Genomic DNA, 23,555 nt, shown 5'->3' with positions numbered 1-23,555 from the left:
TAATTGCTTATATTTTAGGTGCTTTTATAAGTTTTTTGGCAGATTAGGCGGGTAGGGGTTAAAGTTGAACGGGATTTTACGCTGAATAAACCATTTGATAACATGCTTTACGTTGTTATCTGTACTATAAATTAATGAGTTATGATAAACGAATCTTTATTCACCGCCAGTTAATTTAGCGTCTATCTCTTCAAAAATCTGCATAAAATCATTTAGCATTTCTTCGCGGTAGCTGCTCAATATCTCATCCATGATCACCTCTTGCTCAGGTGTGAATGGATTTTTCCAAACGCGCATACAGATCCGTTTTAGTGCATAGGCAATTTGATGGGTTTCGGCATAGGTATGCAGGTACTGGCTTTTTTTAAAACCTTCGTGAAATTTAAAGAAAACGGCAGTATCCTCAAGCCCTGCAAAGGTTAAAAAGCTTCTTATTTTATCGTCCTTGCAGCCATCTAAATGATCGTAAAATTCAGTAACGCTTATTTTACCTGTGGTTAACAGCAGGTTGTCAATAATTAGTTCAAGTGCAATATGTCCTAAAAAAAATGGTTTTACGGGCGAGCCATGCAAGGCTGGCGCCAATAACTTTTTTAGCTCGTGCGAACGGGTAGTGAAAAAGGTAGACGAGTGAAAATACCGGTCTACATCAAGGTGTTTGTTCCATCCGGCTATGATCGAATTAACCTCGTTATCAGTGTGGTGCAATTTTTCGGGATGAAGGATGATGTTTTTATCTGCATTTTTCAACAGGTCGGGCAGTACTGTTCCCAGCACGTGGTAGCAGTTGGTAGTATCCCTGTCGAAATAAAAATGCGATAAAAAATTCATAAGCCTTGCCTTGCAAAATACCCGGTTTTGCTCAAGATACAAAATATAAGTAATTATTTGAAACAGATTTTACCTGTAGTTAACCTGTATCATGTTGATAAAGACTGCCTGCCCAGCCAATTATTCTTTTATATTTGCACCTTTTTGAAACAGAACTTGATATGAACTTTGTTGAAGAATTACGCTGGCGCGGCATGCTGCATACCGAAATGCCCGGAACCGAGGATATGTTAAATAAAGGTATGGCTTCGGGATATATCGGGTTTGACCCAACTGCCGATTCATTGCACGTTGGTCACCTTACCCAAATCATGACCCTGATCCACTTTCAGCGTGCGGGCCATAAACCTTATGCACTGGTTGGTGGTGCTACCGGCATGGTGGGCGATCCGTCGGGCAAATCGGCCGAGCGTAATTTATTATCAGAGGATGTGCTGCAGCATAACCTGGAGGCGGTAAAAAAACAGCTTACCCGTTTCCTCGATTTTAATACCGGCGCCAACAGTGCCGAAATGGTGAACAATTACGATTGGTTCAAAAACTTTACTTTTCTTGATTTTATCCGCGATGTTGGTAAACACATCACGGTTAATTATATGATGGCCAAAGATTCGGTGAAAAAACGTTTGGAAGGCGACACTGGTATGTCGTTTACCGAGTTTACTTACCAGTTGGTACAAGGCTACGATTTTTACTACCTGTGGAAGCACCATAACTGCTCATTACAAATGGGCGGCAGCGATCAATGGGGTAATATTGTTACCGGTACTGAGCTAATCCGCCGTAAAGACAGCGGTGAGGCTTTTGCCCTAACTACCAACCTGATCAAGAAAGCCGATGGTACAAAATTTGGAAAAACCGAAAGCGGAGCAGTTTGGCTTGATGCTGAGCGTACTTCGCCTTACCAGTTTTACCAGTTTTGGTTAAACACTACAGATGTTGACGCTAAATCATACATCCGCATTTTTACTTTGCTTGATCGTGAAGTTATTGAAGCAATGGAGGTTGAGCATGATGCCGCACCACACACGCGTGTATTGCAAAAAGCATTGGCTAAGGATATCACCATCCGTGTGCATGGCGAAGCTGAATACGAAAAGGCAATAAAATCTTCGGAGTTTTTATTTGGTAATATAGGTATTGAATTTTTGAGCGAACTGAATGAAACTGAGGTTTTGGGTTTGTTTGCCGGCGTACCTAACTACACTATAGCGTTAAGCGAATTAGAACAGGGCATTAATGCTGCCGATCTGTTGGCTGCGAAAACGGCTGTTTTTGCATCAAAAGGCGAAGCTAAAAAGATGATACAAGGTGGCGGTGTCGCTATCAACAAAGTTAAGATAGGTACTGCTGATGATGTTTATAATACCGAAGCTTTAATTGGCGGCAAATTCATCGTAGCTCAAAAAGGCAAGAAGAATTACTTTTTGATAGTTGCGGAGTAACACTTGATTAAACTTACGAAGTTTTTAAAACTTCGTAAGTTTTGGATTGGCTCGAGATATAAAAATGACCTAATGACAAAAGGGGCGACGAATGTACATCCGTCGCCCCTTTTGTTATGACTCAATGACCAATTACAAGTCGCTCAGCAAATCCAGTTTCTTGGCGTTATATTCTTCCTGTGAGATAAGGCCGTTATCAAACAAGGTTTTTAGTTTCTTTAATTTTTCGGTTAGCTCATCTGGTTTAGCAGCTGGGGTTGGTGCCGGCGCAGGTGTTTCCTGTACAACCGGAGCAGGTGCTGGTGGAGCAACCGGAGCGGTAACCACGGGAGCTGTGTAACCATTTGTTTGACTTGAAAACGGTTGCGGCGAAGCTGGCGGCACAAAAGCACGGGCAGGCGAGTTCTCCAGTTGGATAGAGCCCGATTCGGCACGTTTTTGCTCAAGCTCACGCTGGCGGCGGGCTTCGCGTTCAACTTCCTTACGTTCCTGGGCATACTGGTATAGTTTACGGCCCTGAACTTTAGGCAGGTAATCAACGGCCATTTCGGCTCCGCCCGTAGTCCTCACGCTGAATACAGCACCAATGATCTCCTCTTTGGTATGTACGTCAACAATATCTTTCCAAACAAAATCAACAAACTTGATGGATAAACCCAGGTTGGCCGGGGTAAAAAACAATACACGTTTGTTGGTTATAGCTATACAGTCGGGAAAAAGGTTAACCAGCGGTTTTTTCTGAACGGCTATGTAAATAATTTCCTCGCCGGTTGACAGCAAATCAACAAGACGTGAATAAACCTTTTCAACTGCTTTAGGATCCTGTTCCTCTGTTAAAAATTTCTCAATCATGTTTTTAGCATTTATGATGCGCGCAAAAATAATAATTATAACGGTCAAAGAGTCAACAATCAGAAGTTAAGAATCAAGAAAAAATCTTATTCAGCAATTTTCCTGGCTCTTAATTCCTGACTTCCTGGTTCTCAACAAATATTAGGCTATCAGTAAATTACACCCGCGAATGTCCGACTGGTCAAAGCGTCCTAATACTTCAAATGAGCCATCGGCGTAAATCCTGCCTAAATCCTGTGTGGCAATAAAGGCGCAGGAGTTTACATTAGCCAGGTCAATAACGCTGATACCACCTGTCTTATTAGTTTGTAACGTGCTCAACGGGTCGTTAGTATCGCGGATGATGATCTTCATCCAAGGCGGGCAATTAAAAATGCCATCACCTTTGGAGTAAGCTTGAGACAGGAGCTCGGTCATCCCATATTCAGAGTGGATGTGGTTTACACCAAAGCCTTTACCTAAAATATCATGCAATTCCTCGCGGATCATCTCTTTTCTGCGGCCTTTCATGCCGCCGGTTTCCATTATAACAAGCTCAGGAAAGTTAACCTGATAGTTTTCAATAAAATCAAGCAGGCCGAAAGTTACCCCTATTAAAAGCGTAGGCTTTCCGACCGCCTGTTGCTTTTTAAGCTGATGAAACAGCTCATCATGGTTGTATAAAAAGAAGCCGCTATCAGGATTATTTGATTGTTTTATAAGGTCATCAACCATGTAAATGAGCGATGAACCTTCGCGTTCAAGGTAGGAGGGGAGCAGGGCTAAAACGGTGTAATCCCTGCTATCGCCATAAAAAAGCTCGAATGCCTTACGGAAACTATCCTCGTACCAGGATGTGTCTGTTACCCTATGGCTGCTGGTGATCATGCCGGTTGTACCCGAACTGGTGAAGGTAACCTCAACAGGTTCATCAGTACTCAATATGGTATGCGATTTAAAAAACTCAATAGGTAAAAACGGGATCTGCTGGTAAGATGTTACTGACGCCGGGGCAATTTTCAGCCCCTCAATAAACTGCCTGTAAACCGGGTTATGCTTTGCCTGGTAATTAAAAACCTGCAAGGCGGTTGCGTTAAATTGCTCGTCGGTACTGATAGAAAATACCTGCTGTTTACCGGGTCTGTTCATTTGGGGCAAAGATAAGGAAAACCAAGATTTGAACCATGATTTGCTTGATTATAGGATTTACATGATAGCAAGATTGAACCGTAATTTACTTGATTGGAGGATTTGCTTGATATCATGTAATCTTTAAATCCTATAAATCAGGGTTCAAAATCCCGGTTCAGATAAACACCGCAAGTTTCGGGTTGAAGTGCTTCGTTCGCCGCCCGACCTTTGATCTATAAAAACACCATAATCATGAACACATTTAAAATTGTACCCCTGTCCAAATCATTCGCGCAAAAAATAAGGACTACCATGACCGACGACTTTGGAGGCGAAGTGGTTGAACAGTTGGCCACCGGGCTTGGGCCCTGCCGGGTTTCGCTTAAACCCTTCGAACGTAATGTCGATAAGCGCCTTTTATTGAAACATTCGCCGTTTGAAATTGAAAATGCATATAACCAACCGGGGCCGGTATTCATCAATGCTGTAGATGTAGAAGAATATAGCGATATCTATCGTTTCCCGCCCGAAATCAAGGCTAATAAAAAGAGCTTCCCGCTGTCGCTGATTGGTTATAACAAGGCACAGCAAATGGTTTTAACCCGGCTTGTTGGTGAGGCAGATGTGGATGAACTGATAGCCGAAATATTTGCCGAAAATGCTCATGTTGAATATTTACATGCCAGAAATGCTCAGGCATGCTGTTTTATATGCAAAATTGAGCGTGTTTGACTTTGAGATTACATAAAATTAAAAAACAAGTACGTGTTTTGGGGGTTAGTTTAGTATAGAAGCAGATAACAATTAATCATATTAACCATCCATCCCCATGAAAACATTAAAATTTTTGAGACTCCCGGTTTTGTTAGGTCTCTTTTTTGTAATGATATCGGCAAAGCCTGCCGATGACGACAGCAAGCAAACGGAGCGCATCCATAATGCGTCAAATGTGCTGAAAGAGTTTGCCAAGATGAAGGAAAGCATCCCTCATCAGTTATTGGAAGAATACGAAGGTATAGTGATCATTCCTAAAATGATCAACGCCGGTTTTGGTATTGGCGGTAAACGCGGGAAAGGCGTAGCCATGGTAAAATTAGGTAATGGCAAATGGAGCGACCCTGTATTTGTTACCTTAACAGGCGGTAGCTTTGGTTTACAGATTGGCGTGCAATCGGTGGATCTGGTATTGGTGTTCCGCAACAAAGGCGTGCTAACCAAAGTTAAAAACGGAGATTTTACTATCGGCGGCGATATTTCGGCAGCGGCAGGCCCGGTTGGCCGCAGTTCAACAGCAAGTACCGACTATAAGCTGCAGGCCGAGGTTTATTCTTACTCGCGCAGTAAAGGTTTATTTGCGGGTATAAGCATTAACGGTTCAAACCTTGGTATCGATAAAGATTCAAACGCTGCTTATTACGGTGCAAAAGCAACCTCGCAGGATATTTTTGCCCAGGCAACCAGTACAACCGAAGCGGTTAAGACGTTAAAAGAAACATTGGCTTCATTTTAATAAAAACGCATCTGTAACAAAAATGCCCGTGCTTTTTAGCCGGGCATTTTTTGTTTTAATGCTTTTGAAATGCCCGCTTGAGCAATAAGCCCGAAAGCGCCGACATCCCGCCAACCAGGCCTCCTAAAACACCTGTCACTACCAGTATATAAGCCCAGCCGGGCAAGTGAAACAAATGGGCTATTCTGGTAGCCATGATGTGATCATTGGGTACGCTTTTAAAAAGTGCTAATACTATCCACACAATTAAAACGGCTACAAATGCCTGCCAAAAAGAACTTTTTGCTGTAGTGCCTATAAAAAGTGCCGTTAAAAAAGAGATGACAGCAACTATCCACCAGGGTAAAAAATATCCGCTGGCAAATGAAAGTATAAGTATGATGAGGAATAACATATTGCTATTATTTACCGGTTAATGTATAAGTTGATTTAATACGGGGCGACTGCTCACTGGCCGATTGCATAAAAAGCAATTCTTTCAGTTGTCCTTCATTCCAGGTTTTGAACATATCGTTGTAAAAGAAACTGCCGGGGTTGCCTGATTCACCGCCGGGGAAAATACCGTAGCCTTTTACCTTTGGCCCCATTTGTACTACCATACGCCACGATGGGCCATGGTTATCATTTAAAGCGTTAACGGTTGACCCTGTGCCTCCCGATTCAAAATTGCCTGAGCCAAAGGCCGGCTGGCGCGACAAACTGGCTATCTCCATTTTTTTATATTTGCCCCACTGCCAGTTTGCCCCAGGTTTTCCGCATCGGCTGGTAATTTCTTTAACTGCAGCTGCAAAAGCTTTATTAACTATATCTGAGGCTGTTTCCTTTGCCGGTGTGCGGATATCATCAAACCATTTGGAATCGGGTTCTTTCAGCAACAATCGCTCGGTACGATCCATTGACGGGAAGTTGCTTTGCAGGTTTTTATCTGCAAAATCATCGGCCCATATGGCATTGTAGAGCTGCGACCACCAATCGCCAAATACGGTGGCGCCTATTGAATTGGCCGAAACGTTTTTGTCCCACTTGATGACCTCATGGTATGCAAAAAGTTGCGCGGCATCAAGTTTGGCCGGATCAATGTATTTGAGCATAGTTGGTAAAATATCCTGCGCACGGATGCTGTACACATCGGTTTGCAGGATGCGCATACTATCTACGGTGGCTTTGGTCATAACCGATAGTCTGTCGTTAATACGTTTGCCGCGCTCATAGGATGCAAAAGACCAATCTATATAATATGGATAAGTAGGATCTGTTGATGATTGATTAGCTGAGCTTACAAAGCCGCGCGGTGGATTTTTAACGGTTGGGTCCTGTTCAAATGGTATCCAGCCATGCCAGTCATCGGCAGGATCAGTGCCGTCTAAAATAAATTTGCCCTGGTCTTTATATTTAAGCGGATATTTACCATTGGGAGTAATGGCTATATCATCTTTACTGGCAAAAACAAAATTTGAAGCAGGGGCACTGAAAAAGGTAAGTGCTTTGCGATAGTCATCGTAATTTTTACCGGTATTTAACAGGTACATAGCCATTAACTCATTCGACGGTTCGTGTGCTATCCACCGAAGGGAATGCCCAACAGGTACAAAGTCCGCACCATCGGATTTTTGGGCGTCGGTTTGATAAACAACAGGGCCGTGATGAGTATAAACAACCGTATCATAAACAGCTTTTTCACCGAGCACATCAATTTTTTCTACGCGGCGTGTGGTTTTATTCCATTGGTTATTATACCAATACTCATCCATTTTTGCGTCTTTGAATTTTTCCTGGTACCAGTCCAATACATCGGCATCAACATTGGTAATGCCCCAGCTGATATTGTTGTTAAAACCTAAAATTACACAGGGAGCCCCCGGTAATGATACCCCATAAACATTTATACCCGGTGCAGAAAGCTGTATTTGATACCAGATAGAAGGTAAAGTAAGGTTAAGGTGCGGATCATTAGCCAAAATAGGATAGCCGCTTGCTGTTTTACTGCCCGCTACTGCCCAGTTATTGCTACCTATACCTTCAACACGGGGCTTGGTATTGGCACTGTCGGTCATACTGGCTAAAAAATGTGTGGACGGTTTGGGAATAGGAAGAGGTTTAAAATAATCCCATTTTGTTCCTATCGGGATAATTGGATCCTCGTGCATAGGATAATCCGGGAAGAGATCATTGGTGGTAGCCGGTCCAAATTTCCGTAGAATGTTGGTCATGGCAAATTCGTTTGAGCCGCCGGCCAATGTTTCAGACATCAGCTTAAGTAAAAATGCGCAATTGATAGGCTTCCAGTCTTCAGGGGCATAGTTAAGCAGCTTAAACTCTATAGGGTAATCCCTGGGGCTTAGCTGGTGAATGTAACTGTTAATACCATCGGTATAAGCCAGGATCATATCCCTGATTACAGGGTCGGCCATCATTGCTTTTATTGTTTTCTCGGCACCGTAAACCATGCCCATTCGGCGGTGATAGCGGTCAATATCCAATACTTTGGGGCCAATAACTTCGGCCAACCTGCCCGCAGCCTGGCGGGTTTGGATATCCAGTTGCCATAGCCGATCGGTGGCGGTCATGTAGCCCTGAGCAAAGTACAGGTCGTGCTTATTGTTGGCAAAAATGTGCGGGATGTGGTTTTCATCAAACTTAATGGTAACCTTGCCCTGCAGGCCTTTAAGTTTAAGATCGAGCGTTGGCAAAATGTTTTTACTTTCTGCGTTTTGCCAAAAACCATCGGCCGGACTCAAAAATTTCCCCAATGGCGGCACAACGCCGAATTTGGTTTGCAATGCCCAAATGAGCAGTAATGTAAAAAATATGGATATGAATGCTTTTGTAAACTTCATTGTTGATGATATGCCCCTAAAGTTAACTATTTAGGCTGCATATTCAAGCTTTGGCTTACGCTTATGGTAATGTTTTTTAGGCTTGGGGGTTTGAAGCGAATCTGGTTTGGATTGTTTCTTTTCCCTGCGGAAATCCCAGGGAGGGGTAGGGTTGGCATCCTGCCATAAGCCAAGCTTGTTTTCGCGGGCTTGTTGTTCCAGGGCTGCCAGTTCAGTACTTTTGGAGTAGGCTTTGTATTGCCATGCGTACCCGTTTTTTACCAACGCATAATTTACATTAGTGCCATCGGTAAGTATTACTTGTGCCACGGTACGGCCATAGCGGTCATGCACATTACCAATTAGTTTTACATCTTTACCAAAGCACAGATCTGATGTGAATTTTTTAGCTGCCTGTCCAAAGGCCTGTGATTTTTCGGGACAGTCAATTTCGGCAAGCCTTACGGTAAGCTGCTGATTATCGCTGGTAAGCAAACCTAAGGTATCCCCGTCTTTTACTTTAACAACTTTATAAACATCGGCATCGGGTTGTTTGGTATTGTTGGGGTTACATCCCCATAAAATCAAAAGAATAAACAGGAGGGCAGAGTACCTTTTTAGCATGGGGTAAAAATGCAGATTTTTTTTCTGAACCCGGATTAAACGGATTAAGTGATTTATTGGATTTGTTAGATTGAGGGATTTTCAGATTGGATAAGAAAAATCCCATAAATCCGAAAAATCCCCCAAATCCCGGTTCTATTTCCCATGCAAACTCAGCGCATTGCCGTCCGGATCTTTTACTGTCGCAAACCTGCCCCATGGTGTTTTTTCGGCATCGGCCACTTCAAGGCCTTTTGCTCTCAGCTCTTCTATTTCTTTGTCGAGGTCATCGGTTTTAATTACAAAACCGCGTACGCTGCCTGCAGGCATTTCGGGGAACCAGTTTACCAGTGTGATGGAAACCGGTGAGCCGGGAAACGACATCTGGATCCAGGTTTGTTTGTCAAAATTGGCTTCAACCATAATTTCGAAACCTAAATTAAGGTAAAAGGATTTGGCTGCCTGTTGATCAGTTACAGGGATAGAAATAATTTCGATAGCTTTCATTTGCTTGGCGTTGATGGTTTATATCGGGTAGGTTTAACCCGCATTGAATGTCGAACTTATCTTTGAAAAATCACAACAATTAAAAATATTTTTTGCATCGATACTGTATCATTTTTCGTAATTGAACCCGATCTTTAAAGTATAATCAGCCTGTTTTTATTTAAGAAAAAAATGCCTGCCATCGACCAAAACTTTTACTCCGATCTGAAAGTGAACACCATACCGCTTGGTGAACTTTTTATTAAAGAGGAGTTGTTTGACAACGTACCTGCCGACTGGCATATCATCATTACCGACATTAAAGGAAGTACCTTTGCCGTAAGCAGCGGACAGCACGAAAATCTGAATTTTGTTGCTACCGGCAGCATTGTGTCTGTACTCAATATAGCTTTTAAACATCATATAACGGTGCCGTTCTTTTTTGGGGGCGATGGTGCAACGTTTATTGTGCCCGCACCCATTGTTGATACCGTGATGCAGGCACTTGTTTTATATAAGGATAATACACGTAAAAACTTCGACCTTGAATTGCGAACCGGTATTGTGCCTGTTAAACAAGTTTATGACGAAGGATATAAGCTCTGTATCAGTAAATATTGCACAACCGGCAATTTTACCATTCCGGTTGTTTTAGGTAATGGCTTAAGCTATGCCGAAAAGATGATAAAAGGCCGTGAGGATGAGCCCTTTGATTATATGGCGCAGGAGGGTGAGCTTGACCTTACCGGTATGCAATGCCGCTGGGACAAAATTCCACCGCCTCAAAATGCAGATGAAGTGGTATCGCTATTGGTGGTTGCCCGGGAGGAGAATAAACAGGCCGAAGTTTTCAAAAAAGTGATCTGTTATATCGATGAAATTTATGGCGGTCCGGAAAAGCGGCAGCCGATATCAGTCCCGAAGCTGAAACTTAAATCAACTTTCGACAGGCTGGGCCGGGAAATGAAAGTAAAGCTGGGTAAAATTAAGGTGATGGAGCTGCTTAAAGAATGGATGGTGATGCTTTACGGCTATATCTATTTCAATACTAAGGAGGGGAAACATTACTTGAACCGCCTGGTTGAAATGTCGGATACACTGGTTATCGATGGTAAGATCAATACGGTAATATCCGGCACATCGGCACAACGGAAAAAACTGCAGGAGGTATTAACCAAACTTGAAAAAGATGGCGAACTGTACTTTGGTTTTCATGTAAGCCGCGAATCGGTGATGTCATGCTATGTGCGCGACCTGGAGGATGGGCATATCCATTTTGTGGACGGATCGGAAGGCGGATATACCAAAGCGGCTGGTTTTATCAAAAATAAGCTGGCCACGGTATAAAAAAAATGCCGCTGTTTTTAAACAGCGGCAAAAGACCTTGGATAGTTTTATGGTATTTAACTGTAATGTTTGTAAAGCAGGTATACAATTGCGGCAATTATTGCAACGCCGATAACGATATAAACAGGCTGCGATTTTTTGCTGCCCGAACCGTCAACTTTAACGTTACCGGTACGCTTGAGCACGCCCCAACCGCTTAGCTCACCTTTTAATGCTTTTCGCAGTGATTTAAACAGTACGTAGTACATCAGCTGCCTCCACATAAAACGTTGCGGAATAATGTAGACGAGCTTCTTGTAGTCCTCTTTTTCCATGCGGAAAGCAATGATACCTACAATGAAATCAACCACCACAAAGGCTACATAATAAAGCAGCATCTTCTCCGGTTTTTCGCCAAACAGGGCGAATAGCATCATCAAATCTGCCAGGGGAGAGAATAGCGGTAATATGATCTGGAAAATCAGGATGTTGGGCATCCCCACCATTCCGAAAAACTTGTACTTTTTGTTAAACAGTGCGTCGCGGTTTTTCCAAAAGCTCTGCATTACGCCAAAGCTCCAGCGGAAGCGTTGTTTAAGCAGCATGTTTATTGTTTCAGGCGCTTCGGTATAAGCAACGGCTTCGGCACAGTTACGTACCACGTAGCCTTGTTTCAGAATGCGCATAGTAAGGTCACAATCCTCGGCAAGGGTATCATATGTAAAGCCGCCCGCTCGGAAAATTGCCGATTTACGGAATGCCCCGATGGCTCCTGGTACAACCGTAATGCTATTGATAAGGTCAAATGCACGGCGGTCCATGTTTTGGGCGGTGATATACTCTATCGACTGCCAGCGGGTAATGATATTGGTTTCGTTACCAACTTTAACCGTTCCGGCCACTGCGCCTATTTCCTCATCGGTAAAGTACGTCATGAGTTGGTATACTGCATCGGTTTTGAGTTGGGTATCAGCATCAATACAAACCACAAAATCATTTTGTGCATGGGTGATACCAAAGTTTAATGCAGATGCCTTACCGCCGTTTGGTTTGGTTAGGATCTTGATAAGCGGATTGCCTTTATAGGCAGCTTCTACAACCTCAAAGGTTTTATCTTTTGATCCGTCATCAACAAAAATAATCTCGAACGAAGGATAATCTGTTTTAAGCAAGCTTTGTATTGTTGCTACTGCATTCACCTCCTCGTTATAAGCTGGAACGATGATGCTCACCGGTGGCATTACGTCAGTATCACGATTGAGCTTTTTAGATTTTTGATCTACGCTTCGCTGCCTCACTGCTAAAATGCCGATTAGCACAATACGGCCAATAGCCAGGAATATGGCAGACAGGAATACATAGATCAGGGCCCAGTTGATATAGTAATAACCATGAACAAAAACGTCATAAGCCGGGCCGAAAATGCCTGTGCTTGGGTCATTTTTAATCGGCGGCATCAGGTCGTCCTTAGTTTTACCAAGTACATCGGCAATGGTAGTAAACTGGTAACCGTGCGATTTGAAGTAGTGGATAATTTCGGGAAGGGCCTTAACAGTTTCTTCGCGGGTATCGCCACCGGCATCATGCAGCAATATCATCGATCCGTTATCTTTTTGCCTTATGGTGCGGGCAATAATACTATCGGCAGTTACGCCGGGCTGCCAGTCCCATGGGTCGATAGATTCGCCAATAGTGATGTAGCTTTGACGGCGGCTTTCAGCAACCGGGATAACCTCGGCAAGGGTTTGCGGCTCGGCATCGGCGTTAAATGGCGGGCGGAACAAAATGGTGCTTCGGCCGGTTACCGATTCGATAAGTTTACGGGTAGAGTTAAGCTCCAGGATTACCCTTTTTAAACTGATGGTCGAAATATCGGGGTGAAAGAAGGTGTGATTGCCTATTTCATAGCCTTCCTCATATTCACGGCGCAGCAGCTGCATGTTCTTTTCGGCCATAGAGCCAACTACAAAGAATGCGGCAGGTACTTTTTCGGCTTTAAGAATATCTAAAATACGCGGTGTAAAATCAGGATCGGGACCGTCATCAAAAGTTAACACCACTTTTTTAGGGGCATAACCATACCTGCGGATCACGTATTTGGTTGGAAGCTTGATGTAATGCTGATCAAGAATGGTAAACGTGGAAGTATCCATTTTTACGTTGATCTCACCAGTGGTAGGCGTTGTGATGAGGTCAAGTACCTCGCCATCCCCATCATAATCAACATTTACACGGTTGTTCAAACCTACCGAGGTGAGTTTGCGCATGTCGATACCGGTTTTTCTCAAAGAATCTATCGACAGGTTTTTCTGGAAAAATGTCCACAAACGTGGGTCTTCGGCACCTAAACGCCATAAGGCCACACCACCGGTAGCCCAGTCATCAGCCATGCGGATAACGTTAAAATTAGTTGCCGCATCAGTAAAATAAACAGTATGGTCAAGGCTGTCCTTGTCCATATAGGTATAGTGCAGGTTGGCCGAATTAGGGTCGAAGGTGATCTTGCTTTTTTGTTCGTCGGCGGTACTGATAGCCTGTTGGTAGCCCATTGTTTTACCAACGCTGTTTTCACGCCAGTCATAGGCCCCGCCTGCAAATGTTAAAATTATCTTCTCCGACGGGACTTTTGAACATACATCATCCAGTATCTGTTCAACCCAGCGCTGGTTTGACAGATCACCGGCATTTGTGGCTTCATAATGCTCATCAATAGCCATGATGAACAGGAAGTCATTTACGTGTTGCAGCTTGGTAATATCAAAAGTTTCATCTTCCGGTACTATGTTTTGCGTAACCAGGAAACCTTTTGCATGCAGGGTTTCATAAAGCTCTTTTTGAAAAGTGATGTAGTTTTTGCTGTTCCGATCTTTGAGCTCATCAAAATCAACATTGATACCCTTTAGCTTGTTTTTAGTTAGTGAGTTAACTATGCTGTTAATGAAGTTGCTACGGAGTGCCTTGTTGTTAACAATACGTTCTACATCCTTAGTGTCGTAGCCGCCATGGGCATTGTCATAGTTTACATAATTTGACAATGATACAATAATTGGCTTATTGTATTTTTTATTAAGGTTCATTAACCCGGTATCAAGCTTTGTTATTACGGTATCGGTGTTTGGGGCTATAAAAAAACCTTCGCTTACCACCATATCCAGGTGGCTAATGTTCACTACCAGTGAGTTGTAGGCTTGTGGTTCCCACGCACGGTAAAAAGCGGCGTTGATACGGTCTTTATTATTGGGCTGTTTAAGTTGATGCAGTTTTTTTGCACGTTCAAGGGCCTCTATTTCAGATTTTTGAATTTTGAACGATTTGAATTTTGTTGACTGTTTTAACTTCTCAAGCTCCTCTTTGGTCATTTTTTTGGGAGCAGGATTAAGATTGGGAAGCTCGGGGTAATATGTTGAACGGATAGTTACAATTACGGCTATAATACCAATAACCAATGCAGCCAGTAGTATACGGCTTAACCATTTAAAACGGTTCCACCTACCGGGATTATCAGCCTGAAAAACTTGCTTGCTTGATGACATTAAGAGAAATTACTTTACTAAAAGTATTGGTTAGTTATGAAGATTGTATGAAATGGGAATTTAGCATTATTTGGCGGTTTTTCCAGGCTCAATACCTGAAAAATCAACACCACATTTGCAATTGCCACCACAGCTTTTTTTGGTAGTGAGCGCTCTGTACATCATACGGCCGATGTAGAAAACAGCGCCTGCAAAAAGTATCGCGATAATGATGATCTGCATATTCATAAAGACAAAATTAAGCATTATTTAATATATACGTACAGACAGGGTAATTAGTACAAAGTTTAACGGGGCATAAAAGCAATTGTGCCGCCAACCCAGTTAAAATCCTTGTTATAACGTACTCCTATCATTTTTCCGCGGCTTAACCGTGCAAGGTTAATGGCAAGCGTTGGCTTTTCATCCCCATCGGGCCAAAGGTAAAGCAGCCTGATTTCGGCCTTTACGCCGCCTTCCGGCGATTGTACAACAGGTTCGTAATTTACCTTTTGCTGTAAGATCCAATTCTCCGGATCTGTAATGGCCTCTAAGTCCTCTTTACTAATATCAATAATTACACCCTGACCTGCAAAAGAGAACAACGGTTTAAGTACATAGTTTTCCAAATCGGCGGGAATTTGCTCTAACTGGTGCAAAAACTGTGTTTTGGGGATATAGTCACCGGTTAAAAAAGGCATGGTGAATTTGCTGATCCGGTAAAACCAATTTGGATGTGTGATCCATTCAACTTCAAGGGGCTGCCTGATATCGGCAACTTTGGTGAAAACCTCCGGATCGCCGGCTATTTCATCAAATATCAAACGGTTGTAAATGCGTTTGATCAGCTTCTTTTCATCGCCGGCCATGTAATAAAGCTTTTTACCATCCTGGATCAGATCGCTTAACGATACCACCGGCGTGCCGATATACTTTTGGGTAAGATAAAAATCGACTGCCGTTTTTTGTTCCGGGGCATTTACATCCATCAGCACAACTTCATCGGACAGGTAGGGGCCAAGAATTGTTTTTTTAAGGAGATCGAGATAACTCTCTTTATTTAACCCGTCAAAAAAGATAGTTTCATCGCCAGGGAGATCATACACTTCCTGGTAAGTATCGCCTAAATGTACCTGGAAACCATAAAGTGAGGGGAAGCCCTGCAATTCGATCAGTTTGGGTACGATATTTCCCTGCTCATCTTTACAGATGCCAAAATCAAGGGCAATAAAATGGGGATGATCATTTTCATTCGCCACCCGCCAAAAATCGGGAATGGCGCGTTCGGTAAGCTCTTTAAAATCGGGTCTCAGGATAGTATCAACTATATCATTACCGGCAGCTATAAGCTTATCACGAAAATCGGCAGTCAAAAAAACAGGTGTTTCTGCTACCCGGAAGGGAACAGGTTCTCTTAAACCGTTATTGAGCTTATCAAGAAATTGGCTGTATTTCTCGTCGTTAAATTTTTCGTTAAATGTTTTTCTGGCTGATGGATTCATGTTCAATTCATATTAACGATGTCATTGCGAGGAGGAACGACGAAGCAATCGCACGGAAGCATTACCGCCCTGTATAGTATGCGGTTGCCGCGCTGCGCTCGCAATGACATAGTGTTATAGTCATACCACACCCAATACACTTTCTACCGCCATATCCAAAAAGTTAGGGATCAGCGTATGCTGGGTATGTGTTATTTTATCCGGATCGTCGAGGCGTTCCAGCATCTCTTTATATTTAACCTCGCCATGCTCACTGATCACCTCTTGCTTTTTTTCTTCGCGAAGCAACATCCCTTTCATGCCCCCTGCATCGGCTTCGGGATGAAATTGTGTGGCGAAGAAATAATCGTTATACCTGATGGCCGTCATCGCCCTTGGTAAATCAACATGCGGGCGTTCTTTTTCAATTGCCACCAGTTGCATGCCTAATTCTTTAAAACGTTTTTCATCGGGATTGATCACCTGCCAGCTGCGCGAATCAACAGCGAAAAAAGGCTCGACCAAACCGTCAAATAATGGCTCACTCAAACCCAGTTCAGTCTTATTTACGGGTAGCACACCAAACGAGGGCGACCGGCGCATATTGATATCGCCCAGTTTGTAATAACGGCACATTAATTGAAACGAGTGGCACACGAAGAACACATGTTTTTTATTACTGTTGTTAGACAGATTATGATCTTCCAGCTTGTTAACCAGGTTGAAATATTTCTTTTCCCACTCTGTACCCTCGGTTTCCAATGGATTGCCGGGACCTCCGCTTGATATATAAATATCAAAATTGAGATCAGCCATTTCGCATTTGCGGCGTACATCAAAGATCTGATAACTTAAATTCAGATCATGTTTAGTTCGGTATCGCTTCAAAATATCCTGGAAGCCGCGCATACCCTCGTTCGCTATCCCGTCATACAAATCAAGTATGGCCACTTTTATTTCCGGTTTCTCAGTCATCTGCTATATCTATCTATTATTATCCTTGCTTTAGGATTCCGTATTTACCAAATAAAAAACAATTGTCATTTCGACGAGCCGGTTGGGATTGTGTGTTGGCTGTGAGGAGAAATCTTATACCTCTTGTTCATGATATGGCGTATAAGATTCCTCTTTCGCTCCGCCGCTCAATCCTCCCTTGCTCTTTCAAAATGACATTTTTGTATATGAAAGAGCTCGGCCGGCTCCTACAACCCTTTCAATGTTTGCGATGTGATATAATCCACCACGTCGGCAAAGTTATTATTTTGATTATAAATGGCCAGTTGCCTGTCGGCGCCGGTACCATGCTCCAGTATATTATGCACGTATTGCAGGTCATCGCGTGAGCCAAGCTCATCAACCACATCGTCAACAAAATCAAGTAACTCCAATATTAACGAGCGGGTGTTTACCTCCATTTCCTTACCAAAGTCAATCATTTTACCGTCGATACCATAACGGGCTGCGCGCCATTTATTTTCGTTGATGAGTGCCCGTGAATAGTTAATGAATTTCATGTTTTGCGCTCTGAGCTTATACAGCTTGGCACACAAAGCCTGAAATAAAGCGGTAAACGCAATGGTTTCATCAACCAGCATTGGGCAGTCGCAAATGCGAAACTCGATAGTTTCAAAGAAGGGGTGTACACGGATATCCCACCAGATCTTTTTTGCGTTATCAATACAATTGGTTTTTACCAGCAGTTTAATGTAGCGGTCGTACTCCTCAATACTGCTGAAATAATCGGGGATGCCGGTACGCGGAAATTTGTCAAAAACTTTGGTGCGGAAGGATTTGAAACCTGTATTTCGCCCTTCCCAAAACGGCGAATTGGTTGAAAGTGCATACACGTGTGGCAAAAAGTACCGTACCTGGTTGGCGATATGAATGGCCATATCCCGCGATTGGATGCCTACATGTACATGCAAGCCGAAAATTAGGTTTGAGCGGGCCGCTTCCTGCATCTCATCCACAATTTCGAAATACCTGGGGTTATCAGTAATTAACTGGTGTTGCCAGTGCGAAAAGGGATGTGTGCCCGCGGCACCAATCCGTAAGCCAATGTCTCCGGCCAGTTGCGCCACTGTAGTACGAAGCTTGCTTACTTCTTTACGGGCTTCTTCAGTATTGCGGCAAATATGTGTGCCCACCTCAACTACGGCCTGGTGCATTTCGGCCTTTACCTGGTCTTCGTGGATTTTTTGAGCTGCATCCACTATTCTTTGCTCATGCGATTTTAACTCCCGCGACACGGGATCGATCACCATAAATTCTTCTTCAACACCTAAGGTAAACTCGTTCATAATTGGTTGGGTTTATTAATAAAAAACGTCATGCTGAACTTGTTTCGGCACCCCACTTGCAAGGTATAAACCATGCAAATTTAATTTAGCAGGTGAGGTGCCGAAACAAGTTCGGAATGACTTAATATTATTTCTTAGCAGCCTTTTTAGGTTTAGGCGCTGCTTTTTCTTTTACCGCGGTCGTTTTTACAACAGGTTCTTTTACCGCGGCTGCTTTTGCTATTGGCTCCTTCACAGCGGCGGCGGCTTTTGCAACCGGCGCTTTAACTGTTTTAGCTTTCTTCACTTTCCCTTCTGCTTCAATAGCATGGTCAACCACGGCTACTGTGACATCGGCTTTAACAGTTTTTTTAACAGCCGCAACAAGCGGGGTTTTTGCGGCCGATGTTTTTACAAACTCGCCCCAGGTAAGGTTGTCCAGGCCATCTTTTTGACCTTTGGCCCGTTCAATAGCATAATCGGCGGCAGTTTCAACCACCCAGTCAAAGTTTTCCTGGCCTACGCTGGTAACTTCGGCATCGGGGGCAGGGTTGCAGAAATCAATAGCATAAGGAATACCATCGCGAACGGCAAACTCCACTGTGTTAAAATCGTACCCTAAGTATTGGTTTAGTTTTATTACATAGTCCTTAACAGTGTCCAATAGTTTTTTAGAAGCCGGAGCCTTACCGTGTTCATAACGTAGATGGTGCGGGTTACGTGGCTCATACTGCATAATGCGTACATGCTTACCGCCAATGCAGTAGCAGCGGAAGTAATCGTCAAAAACAATCTCTTCCTGCAGCATCATTACATGTTGTTTGGTTTTATCGTACTTGCTAAAAAAATCTTTCTCATTTTCTACTTTATAAACCTCTTTCCAGCCGCCGCCGTCAAAAGGTTTCATATAGGCAGGGAAACCAACATAATTAAAAATGCCGTTCCAATCTAACGGGTAAGCCAAATTTCGGAACGATTTGTTAATAGTATCGTCGGGAAGTTCTTTTGATGGCAGGATCACGGTTTTAGGTACCGGAACCCCGATTTTTACAGCAAGTGCGTTGTTGAAAAACTTTTCGTCAGCGCTCCACCAAAATGGGTTGTTAATTACGGCCGTTCCGCAAATTGCTGCATTTTTTAGGGCTGCACGATAGTAAGGCACATCCTGCGAAATACGGTCGATGATCACAGCATAGTCAAGCGGTTCGGCTTGCATTACCTTATCAAGTCTTACAAACTCGGCACTGATGCCTTTTTCTGCCTTTTGGTTTACACGATCAACAAATGCTTGTGGAAATGAATCTTCCTGTCCGAATAAGATACCGATTTTTTTCATGATAGTAGGTGTTTATATGTTTGTTTTTCTTTGGGTTTCAGTGTTATATCTTGCCTCCTATTTTTCCTGCTTCTTAAATTCTTTTCTCTTGCTTCCTGACTCTTGATTTCCTGATTCTTAATCCCTGTCTTTTATTCTCTTGTTTCTTGACTCTTGATTTCTTGTTTCTATTTAATTTCTTGCTTCTACTTAATCGTTGATAAATAATGCGGGAACATTTCGCGCCAGATTGGCCAGTCGTGATTGGCAAACGGGCGGATATCCAGCCAGTGTTTTATATTTTTTTGTTTTAAAATGCTTGAAAGTTGGATGTTATACCCTTTACATATATCGTACTCGGATGTGCCGAGAATGATGTTCATTTGCCAAAGGTCATGATAGTTGTTACCCGGCAAAAAGTCGACCGGGTTATTGTAAAAGATATTATCATCATAATAACCATCGGTAAACATTTTAATATTAAACGCTCCGCCCATAGTAAATAAATGCCTTACTTTTTCGGGGTGTTTAAAAGCGAAGTTAGCCGCATGATATCCGCCAAAGCTGCATCCCGCAACAGCTACTTTGCCAACCCCTGTTTCATGCATAGCCCAGGGGATAAGCTCGTTCACCAGCATCCGATCATATCCGGCGTAAGTTTTGGCCCTATCGGCCGGGTGGATATTTTTGTTATACCAGCTACGGTCATCAATAGTATCAGGACAGTAGATCTTCACTAAGCCGTTGTCAACAAACCACTTTACGCTCTCGATCAGTCCGAAATCTTTGTTTTGATAATAGCGGCCTTTGGTAGTAGGGAAAACGATTACGGGGTAACCACGGTCGCCGAAAACCAGCATTTCGAGGTCGGTGTTGGTGTTGGGGGAGTGCCAGCGGTGAAACTTCTCGGTCAAAGCAGTGTAGTTTTTATAATGATTGTAAGTTAAGAGGTTTGTTTGAAAAAGGCAACAGCCTGATAATATTAATCCTTAGCTCCCAAAAAGTAAAAAGTATAGCTTATTTTTGCGCCCTTAATTTTAATTTAGAAAGAGATGTACCCGGGCTGGCTTGATACTGAAATGACGATAACCGAACAAGATATAAATATAACCTCTGCACTGCTTGCGCGAGATGTGACTTTAACCATCCTGAAACCGGAAGATAGCGATATTGCCGAGCCCCTCAACCTGTTACTGCTTAACGACGGGCAGGAACTTGAAAACCTGGGATTAAAAACAACACTCGAAACGTTATATAATACCAATCGCCTTAAACCTATATTGATTGTGGCTATCCATGCCAGTGATGACCGCCTGAACGAATATGGCATTGCCGGTAAACCCGATTTTAAAGGTAGGGGCGCTAAAGCTGATATCTATACACGATTTATAAAAGAAGAATTGTTGCCTCAATTAGAACAATTGACAGGCTTTAGCGAGTTTGAAACAACAGCGTTCGCAGGCTTTTCGCTTGGCGGTTTATCTGCTTTTGACATTGTTTGGAACAGCCCTTTGCTGTTTGATAAGGCAGGTGTTTTTTCCGGCTCATTTTGGTGGCGGGGAAAAGACCTTGCTAAAGGTTATACCGATGCAGACAGACTGATGCACGAGGTAATCAGGGAAACTAAAGCTAAACCTGCCATCAGTGCCTGGCTGCAAACCGGTACCAAAGATGAAACCAGCGACCGGAATAAGAACGGTATTATCGATGCTATTGATGATACCATCGACCTGATTAAAGAAATGGAGGCGAAAGGGTTTAAACGTCCGGAAGAAATTCAATATGTTGAAGTAGTAGGAGGTACCCATGATACCGCTACCTGGGGCCGCGCAATGGGTAAGTTTTTGGTTTGGGCTTTTGGGAGATAAGTTGAAGCAGCTTGTCTTTTGATACTTTGATTACATTAATTATCAACTATAACTTGTAAACGCTTTATAATCTCATATATTAAGCGTACCTTTGCGCCAAATTTTAGGGAGCATTTTCATGCAAAAAATAAGAAATATCGCAATCATTGCGCACGTTGACCACGGTAAAACTACTTTGGTTGATAAAATTCTGCACAGCTGTGCCATTTTCAGGGACAATGAGCAAACCGGAGAGCTGATCCTCGACAACAACGACCTTGAACGTGAGCGTGGTATCACCATCGTTTCAAAAAACGTATCTGTAAGGTATAAAGATGTTAAGATCAACATTATTGATACCCCTGGTCACGCCGATTTTGGTGGCGAGGTTGAGCGTGTATTGAAAATGGCCGATGGTGTATTATTACTTTGCGACGCTTTTGAAGGTGCTATGCCTCAAACTCGTTTCGTAACTCAAAAAGCTTTGGCTTTAGGCCTTAAGCCAATTGTGGTTGTAAATAAAGTTGATAAAGAGAACTGTCGCCCTGAAGAAGTTTACGAACAAATTTTTGAATTATTCTTCAACCTTGAAGCTACCGAAGAGCAGCTGGATTTCCCGGTTATCTACGGTTCATCAAAACAAGGCTGGATGAGTACAGATTATAAAAAGCCAACGGAAGATATCTTCCCGTTGATGGATGCCATATTGGAAAACATTCCACCGGCTCCTATTGCTGAAGGTACACTGCAAATGCAGATCACTTCGTTAGATTATTCTTCTTTCGTAGGTCGTATCGCTATCGGCAGGGTTGCCCGTGGTACTATCAAAGAAAACCAGCCGGTATCATTGGTAAAACGCGATGGCACTATCCAAAAATCAAGGATCAAAGAACTTTATACTTTTGAAGGTTTAGGTAAAGTACGTGCTACTGAAGTTAGCTCGGGTGATATCTGCGCCGTAGTAGGTATTGAAGGCTTTGATATTGGCGATACCATTGCCGATTTTGAAAATCCTGAACAACTGGAAGTAATTAAAATTGATGAGCCAACAATGAACATGTTGTTCACCATCAATACTTCACCTTTCTTTGGTAAAGAAGGTAAATTTGTTACTTCACGTCACCTGCGCGACCGTTTATACAAAGAGATGGAAAAAAACCTGGCGCTTAAGGTTGTTGAAACCGAATCGCCTGATTCATATTTAGTGTATGGCCGTGGTATCCTTCACTTGTCGGTATTGATCGAAACTATGCGTCGTGAAGGTTACGAATTGCAGGTTGGTCAGCCACAGGTTATCGTTAAAGAAATCAATGGCGTTAAATGTGAGCCGGTTGAAACCCTTATTGTTGACGTACCAGGCGATGTTGCCGGTAAAGTAATTGAGCTGGTAACCCAACGTAAAGGCGATTTGTTGATCATGGAGCCTAAAGGCGATCTGCAACACCTTGAGTTTGATATCCCTGCACGCGGTATCATCGGTTTACGTAACAACGTATTAACTGCAACAGGCGGCGAGGCTATCATGGCACACCGTTTCAAAGCATACGAACCATGGAAAGGTCAGATCCCGGGCCGCTTAAATGGTGTATTGGTATCAATGGATACAGGTAAAACTACTGCTTTCGCAATTGATAAATTACAGGATCGTGGCAGGTTCCACGTTGATCCGGGAGTTGATATTTACGAAGGCCAGGTTTTAGGCGAGCACATCCGCGATAACGATTTGGTTATTAACTTAACTAAAGGCAAGCAGTTAACCAACATGCGTGCATCAGGTAGCGATACCAACGTACGTATTGCTCCGGCTATCAAATTCTCTTTAGAGGAATCAATGGAGTATATCCAGGCCGATGAGTATATCGAGGTTACACCGCAAAGCATCCGTTTACGTAAGATCTATCTTAACGAGAACGAACGTAAGATCAACGCTAAGAAATTTACCAGCCAATAATATTTGGTAAATAAGTATATGAAGCCCTCCGGTTAGCCGGAGGGCTTTTTTGTTTGTATAATATTATCAATAGCAGGCAGGAGGCACCTACGGAGCCAAATACAGCTTTTACATTCTGCTATAAACACGTCACTCCTATGGAGTGTAAAACAATTATGAAGAATTACCCCGGAGGGGTATCGTGTTTATAG

At 43.0% G+C, this 23,555-nt stretch carries 20 protein-coding genes; 6 read left to right on the top strand and 14 right to left on the bottom strand.

Annotated features, from left to right (window positions below; translation table 11 throughout):
* Positions 1–156: 156 nt before the first annotated feature.
* Positions 157–831, bottom strand: coding sequence for a hypothetical protein (locus tag BMX50_RS27615; RefSeq protein WP_091218202.1), 675 nt, complete (start codon positions 829–831; stop codon positions 157–159).
* Positions 832–992: 161 nt separating this feature from the next.
* Here BMX50_RS27615 and tyrS point away from each other — a divergent pair, with 161 nt between their 5' ends.
* The gene (gene tyrS, locus BMX50_RS27610; RefSeq protein WP_091218199.1) at positions 993–2,276 is read left to right on the top strand and encodes a tyrosine--tRNA ligase; all 1,284 of its coding nucleotides are present in this window, start codon (positions 993–995) and stop codon (positions 2,274–2,276) included.
* 132 nt (positions 2,277–2,408) lie between these two features.
* Here the strand turns inward: tyrS and BMX50_RS27605 are convergent, their stop codons facing one another.
* Together BMX50_RS27605 and BMX50_RS27600 are read right to left on the bottom strand one after the other, a co-directional pair.
* Complete coding sequence (locus tag BMX50_RS27605; RefSeq protein ID WP_091218352.1) at positions 2,409–3,128, bottom strand: PH domain-containing protein; 720 nt, start codon at positions 3,126–3,128, stop codon at positions 2,409–2,411.
* A gap of 141 nt (positions 3,129–3,269) precedes the next feature.
* A complete protein-coding gene (locus BMX50_RS27600) occupies positions 3,270–4,256 on the bottom strand; it encodes a LuxE/PaaK family acyltransferase (RefSeq protein ID WP_091218196.1) in 987 nt (328 codons plus the stop codon).
* A gap of 234 nt (positions 4,257–4,490) precedes the next feature.
* Between BMX50_RS27600 and BMX50_RS27595 the strand changes: the two genes are divergently transcribed.
* Both BMX50_RS27595 and BMX50_RS27590 read left to right on the top strand, forming a co-directional pair.
* The gene (locus tag BMX50_RS27595; protein ID WP_091218193.1) at positions 4,491–4,970 is read left to right on the top strand and encodes a DUF1203 domain-containing protein; all 480 of its coding nucleotides are present in this window, start codon (positions 4,491–4,493) and stop codon (positions 4,968–4,970) included.
* Between the two features lie 97 nt (positions 4,971–5,067).
* A complete protein-coding gene (locus BMX50_RS27590) occupies positions 5,068–5,748 on the top strand; it encodes a lipid-binding SYLF domain-containing protein (RefSeq protein ID WP_208864814.1) in 681 nt (226 codons plus the stop codon).
* Between the two features lie 55 nt (positions 5,749–5,803).
* Here the strand turns inward: BMX50_RS27590 and BMX50_RS27585 are convergent, their stop codons facing one another.
* The 4 genes from BMX50_RS27585 to BMX50_RS27570 all read right to left on the bottom strand — a co-directional run bounded on the left by BMX50_RS27585 (position 5,804) and on the right by BMX50_RS27570 (position 9,674).
* Positions 5,804–6,142, bottom strand: a complete 339-nt coding sequence (locus BMX50_RS27585) for a hypothetical protein (protein WP_091218186.1) — start codon at positions 6,140–6,142, stop codon at positions 5,804–5,806.
* A gap of 7 nt (positions 6,143–6,149) precedes the next feature.
* Positions 6,150–8,585, bottom strand: coding sequence for a penicillin acylase family protein (locus tag BMX50_RS27580; protein ID WP_091218182.1), 2,436 nt, complete (start codon positions 8,583–8,585; stop codon positions 6,150–6,152).
* Positions 8,586–8,615: 30 nt separating this feature from the next.
* On the bottom strand, positions 8,616–9,188 hold the full coding sequence (locus BMX50_RS27575) for a thermonuclease family protein (RefSeq protein WP_091218178.1): 573 nt from the start codon (positions 9,186–9,188) through the stop codon (positions 8,616–8,618).
* A 135-nt stretch (positions 9,189–9,323) separates the two neighbouring features.
* A complete protein-coding gene (locus BMX50_RS27570; RefSeq protein WP_091218175.1) occupies positions 9,324–9,674 on the bottom strand; it encodes a glyoxalase superfamily protein in 351 nt (116 codons plus the stop codon).
* A gap of 171 nt (positions 9,675–9,845) precedes the next feature.
* Here BMX50_RS27570 and BMX50_RS27565 point away from each other — a divergent pair, with 171 nt between their 5' ends.
* Complete coding sequence (locus tag BMX50_RS27565; protein WP_091218171.1) at positions 9,846–11,000, top strand: DUF3095 domain-containing protein; 1,155 nt, start codon at positions 9,846–9,848, stop codon at positions 10,998–11,000.
* A gap of 56 nt (positions 11,001–11,056) precedes the next feature.
* On the opposite strand, the gene BMX50_RS27560 is transcribed toward BMX50_RS27565, so the two are convergent.
* From BMX50_RS27560 to BMX50_RS27530, 7 genes are all read right to left on the bottom strand, one after another.
* A complete protein-coding gene (locus BMX50_RS27560) occupies positions 11,057–14,512 on the bottom strand; it encodes a trifunctional glycoside hydrolase family 18/polysaccharide deacetylase/glycosyltransferase family 2 protein (RefSeq protein WP_091218166.1) in 3,456 nt (1,151 codons plus the stop codon).
* A gap of 66 nt (positions 14,513–14,578) precedes the next feature.
* A complete protein-coding gene (locus BMX50_RS27555) occupies positions 14,579–14,758 on the bottom strand; it encodes a FeoB-associated Cys-rich membrane protein (protein WP_244281117.1) in 180 nt (59 codons plus the stop codon).
* A gap of 41 nt (positions 14,759–14,799) precedes the next feature.
* Positions 14,800–15,993, bottom strand: a complete 1,194-nt coding sequence (locus BMX50_RS27550; protein ID WP_091218160.1) for an ATP-grasp domain-containing protein — start codon at positions 15,991–15,993, stop codon at positions 14,800–14,802.
* Positions 15,994–16,113: 120 nt separating this feature from the next.
* Positions 16,114–16,947, bottom strand: coding sequence for a type 1 glutamine amidotransferase (locus BMX50_RS27545; RefSeq protein WP_091218157.1), 834 nt, complete (start codon positions 16,945–16,947; stop codon positions 16,114–16,116).
* Between the two features lie 227 nt (positions 16,948–17,174).
* Positions 17,175–18,272 carry a carboxylate-amine ligase gene (locus BMX50_RS27540; protein ID WP_091218154.1) on the bottom strand — a complete coding sequence of 366 codons (1,098 nt, stop codon included), beginning with the start codon at positions 18,270–18,272 and terminating at the stop codon, positions 17,175–17,177.
* A gap of 127 nt (positions 18,273–18,399) precedes the next feature.
* Positions 18,400–19,587, bottom strand: coding sequence for an ATP-grasp domain-containing protein (locus BMX50_RS27535; RefSeq protein ID WP_244281116.1), 1,188 nt, complete (start codon positions 19,585–19,587; stop codon positions 18,400–18,402).
* Between the two features lie 185 nt (positions 19,588–19,772).
* Entirely contained in the window at positions 19,773–20,480 is a 708-nt protein-coding gene (locus BMX50_RS27530; RefSeq protein WP_091218150.1) for an esterase family protein, read from the bottom strand.
* Between the two features lie 138 nt (positions 20,481–20,618).
* Here BMX50_RS27530 and BMX50_RS27525 point away from each other — a divergent pair, with 138 nt between their 5' ends.
* Together BMX50_RS27525 and typA are read left to right on the top strand one after the other, a co-directional pair.
* The gene (locus BMX50_RS27525; protein WP_091218145.1) at positions 20,619–21,434 is read left to right on the top strand and encodes an alpha/beta hydrolase; all 816 of its coding nucleotides are present in this window, start codon (positions 20,619–20,621) and stop codon (positions 21,432–21,434) included.
* A gap of 118 nt (positions 21,435–21,552) precedes the next feature.
* Complete coding sequence (typA, locus tag BMX50_RS27520) at positions 21,553–23,364, top strand: translational GTPase TypA (RefSeq protein ID WP_091218142.1); 1,812 nt, start codon at positions 21,553–21,555, stop codon at positions 23,362–23,364.
* Positions 23,365–23,555: the final 191 nt, after the last annotated feature.

Source organism: Mucilaginibacter gossypiicola (assembly GCF_900110105.1).
In the GTDB taxonomy this organism is placed as follows: Bacteria; Bacteroidota; Bacteroidia; order Sphingobacteriales; family Sphingobacteriaceae; genus Mucilaginibacter; species Mucilaginibacter gossypiicola.
The sequence above is the reverse complement of the archived record's forward strand: the minus strand, read 5'-3'. Positions and strand labels throughout refer to the sequence as shown.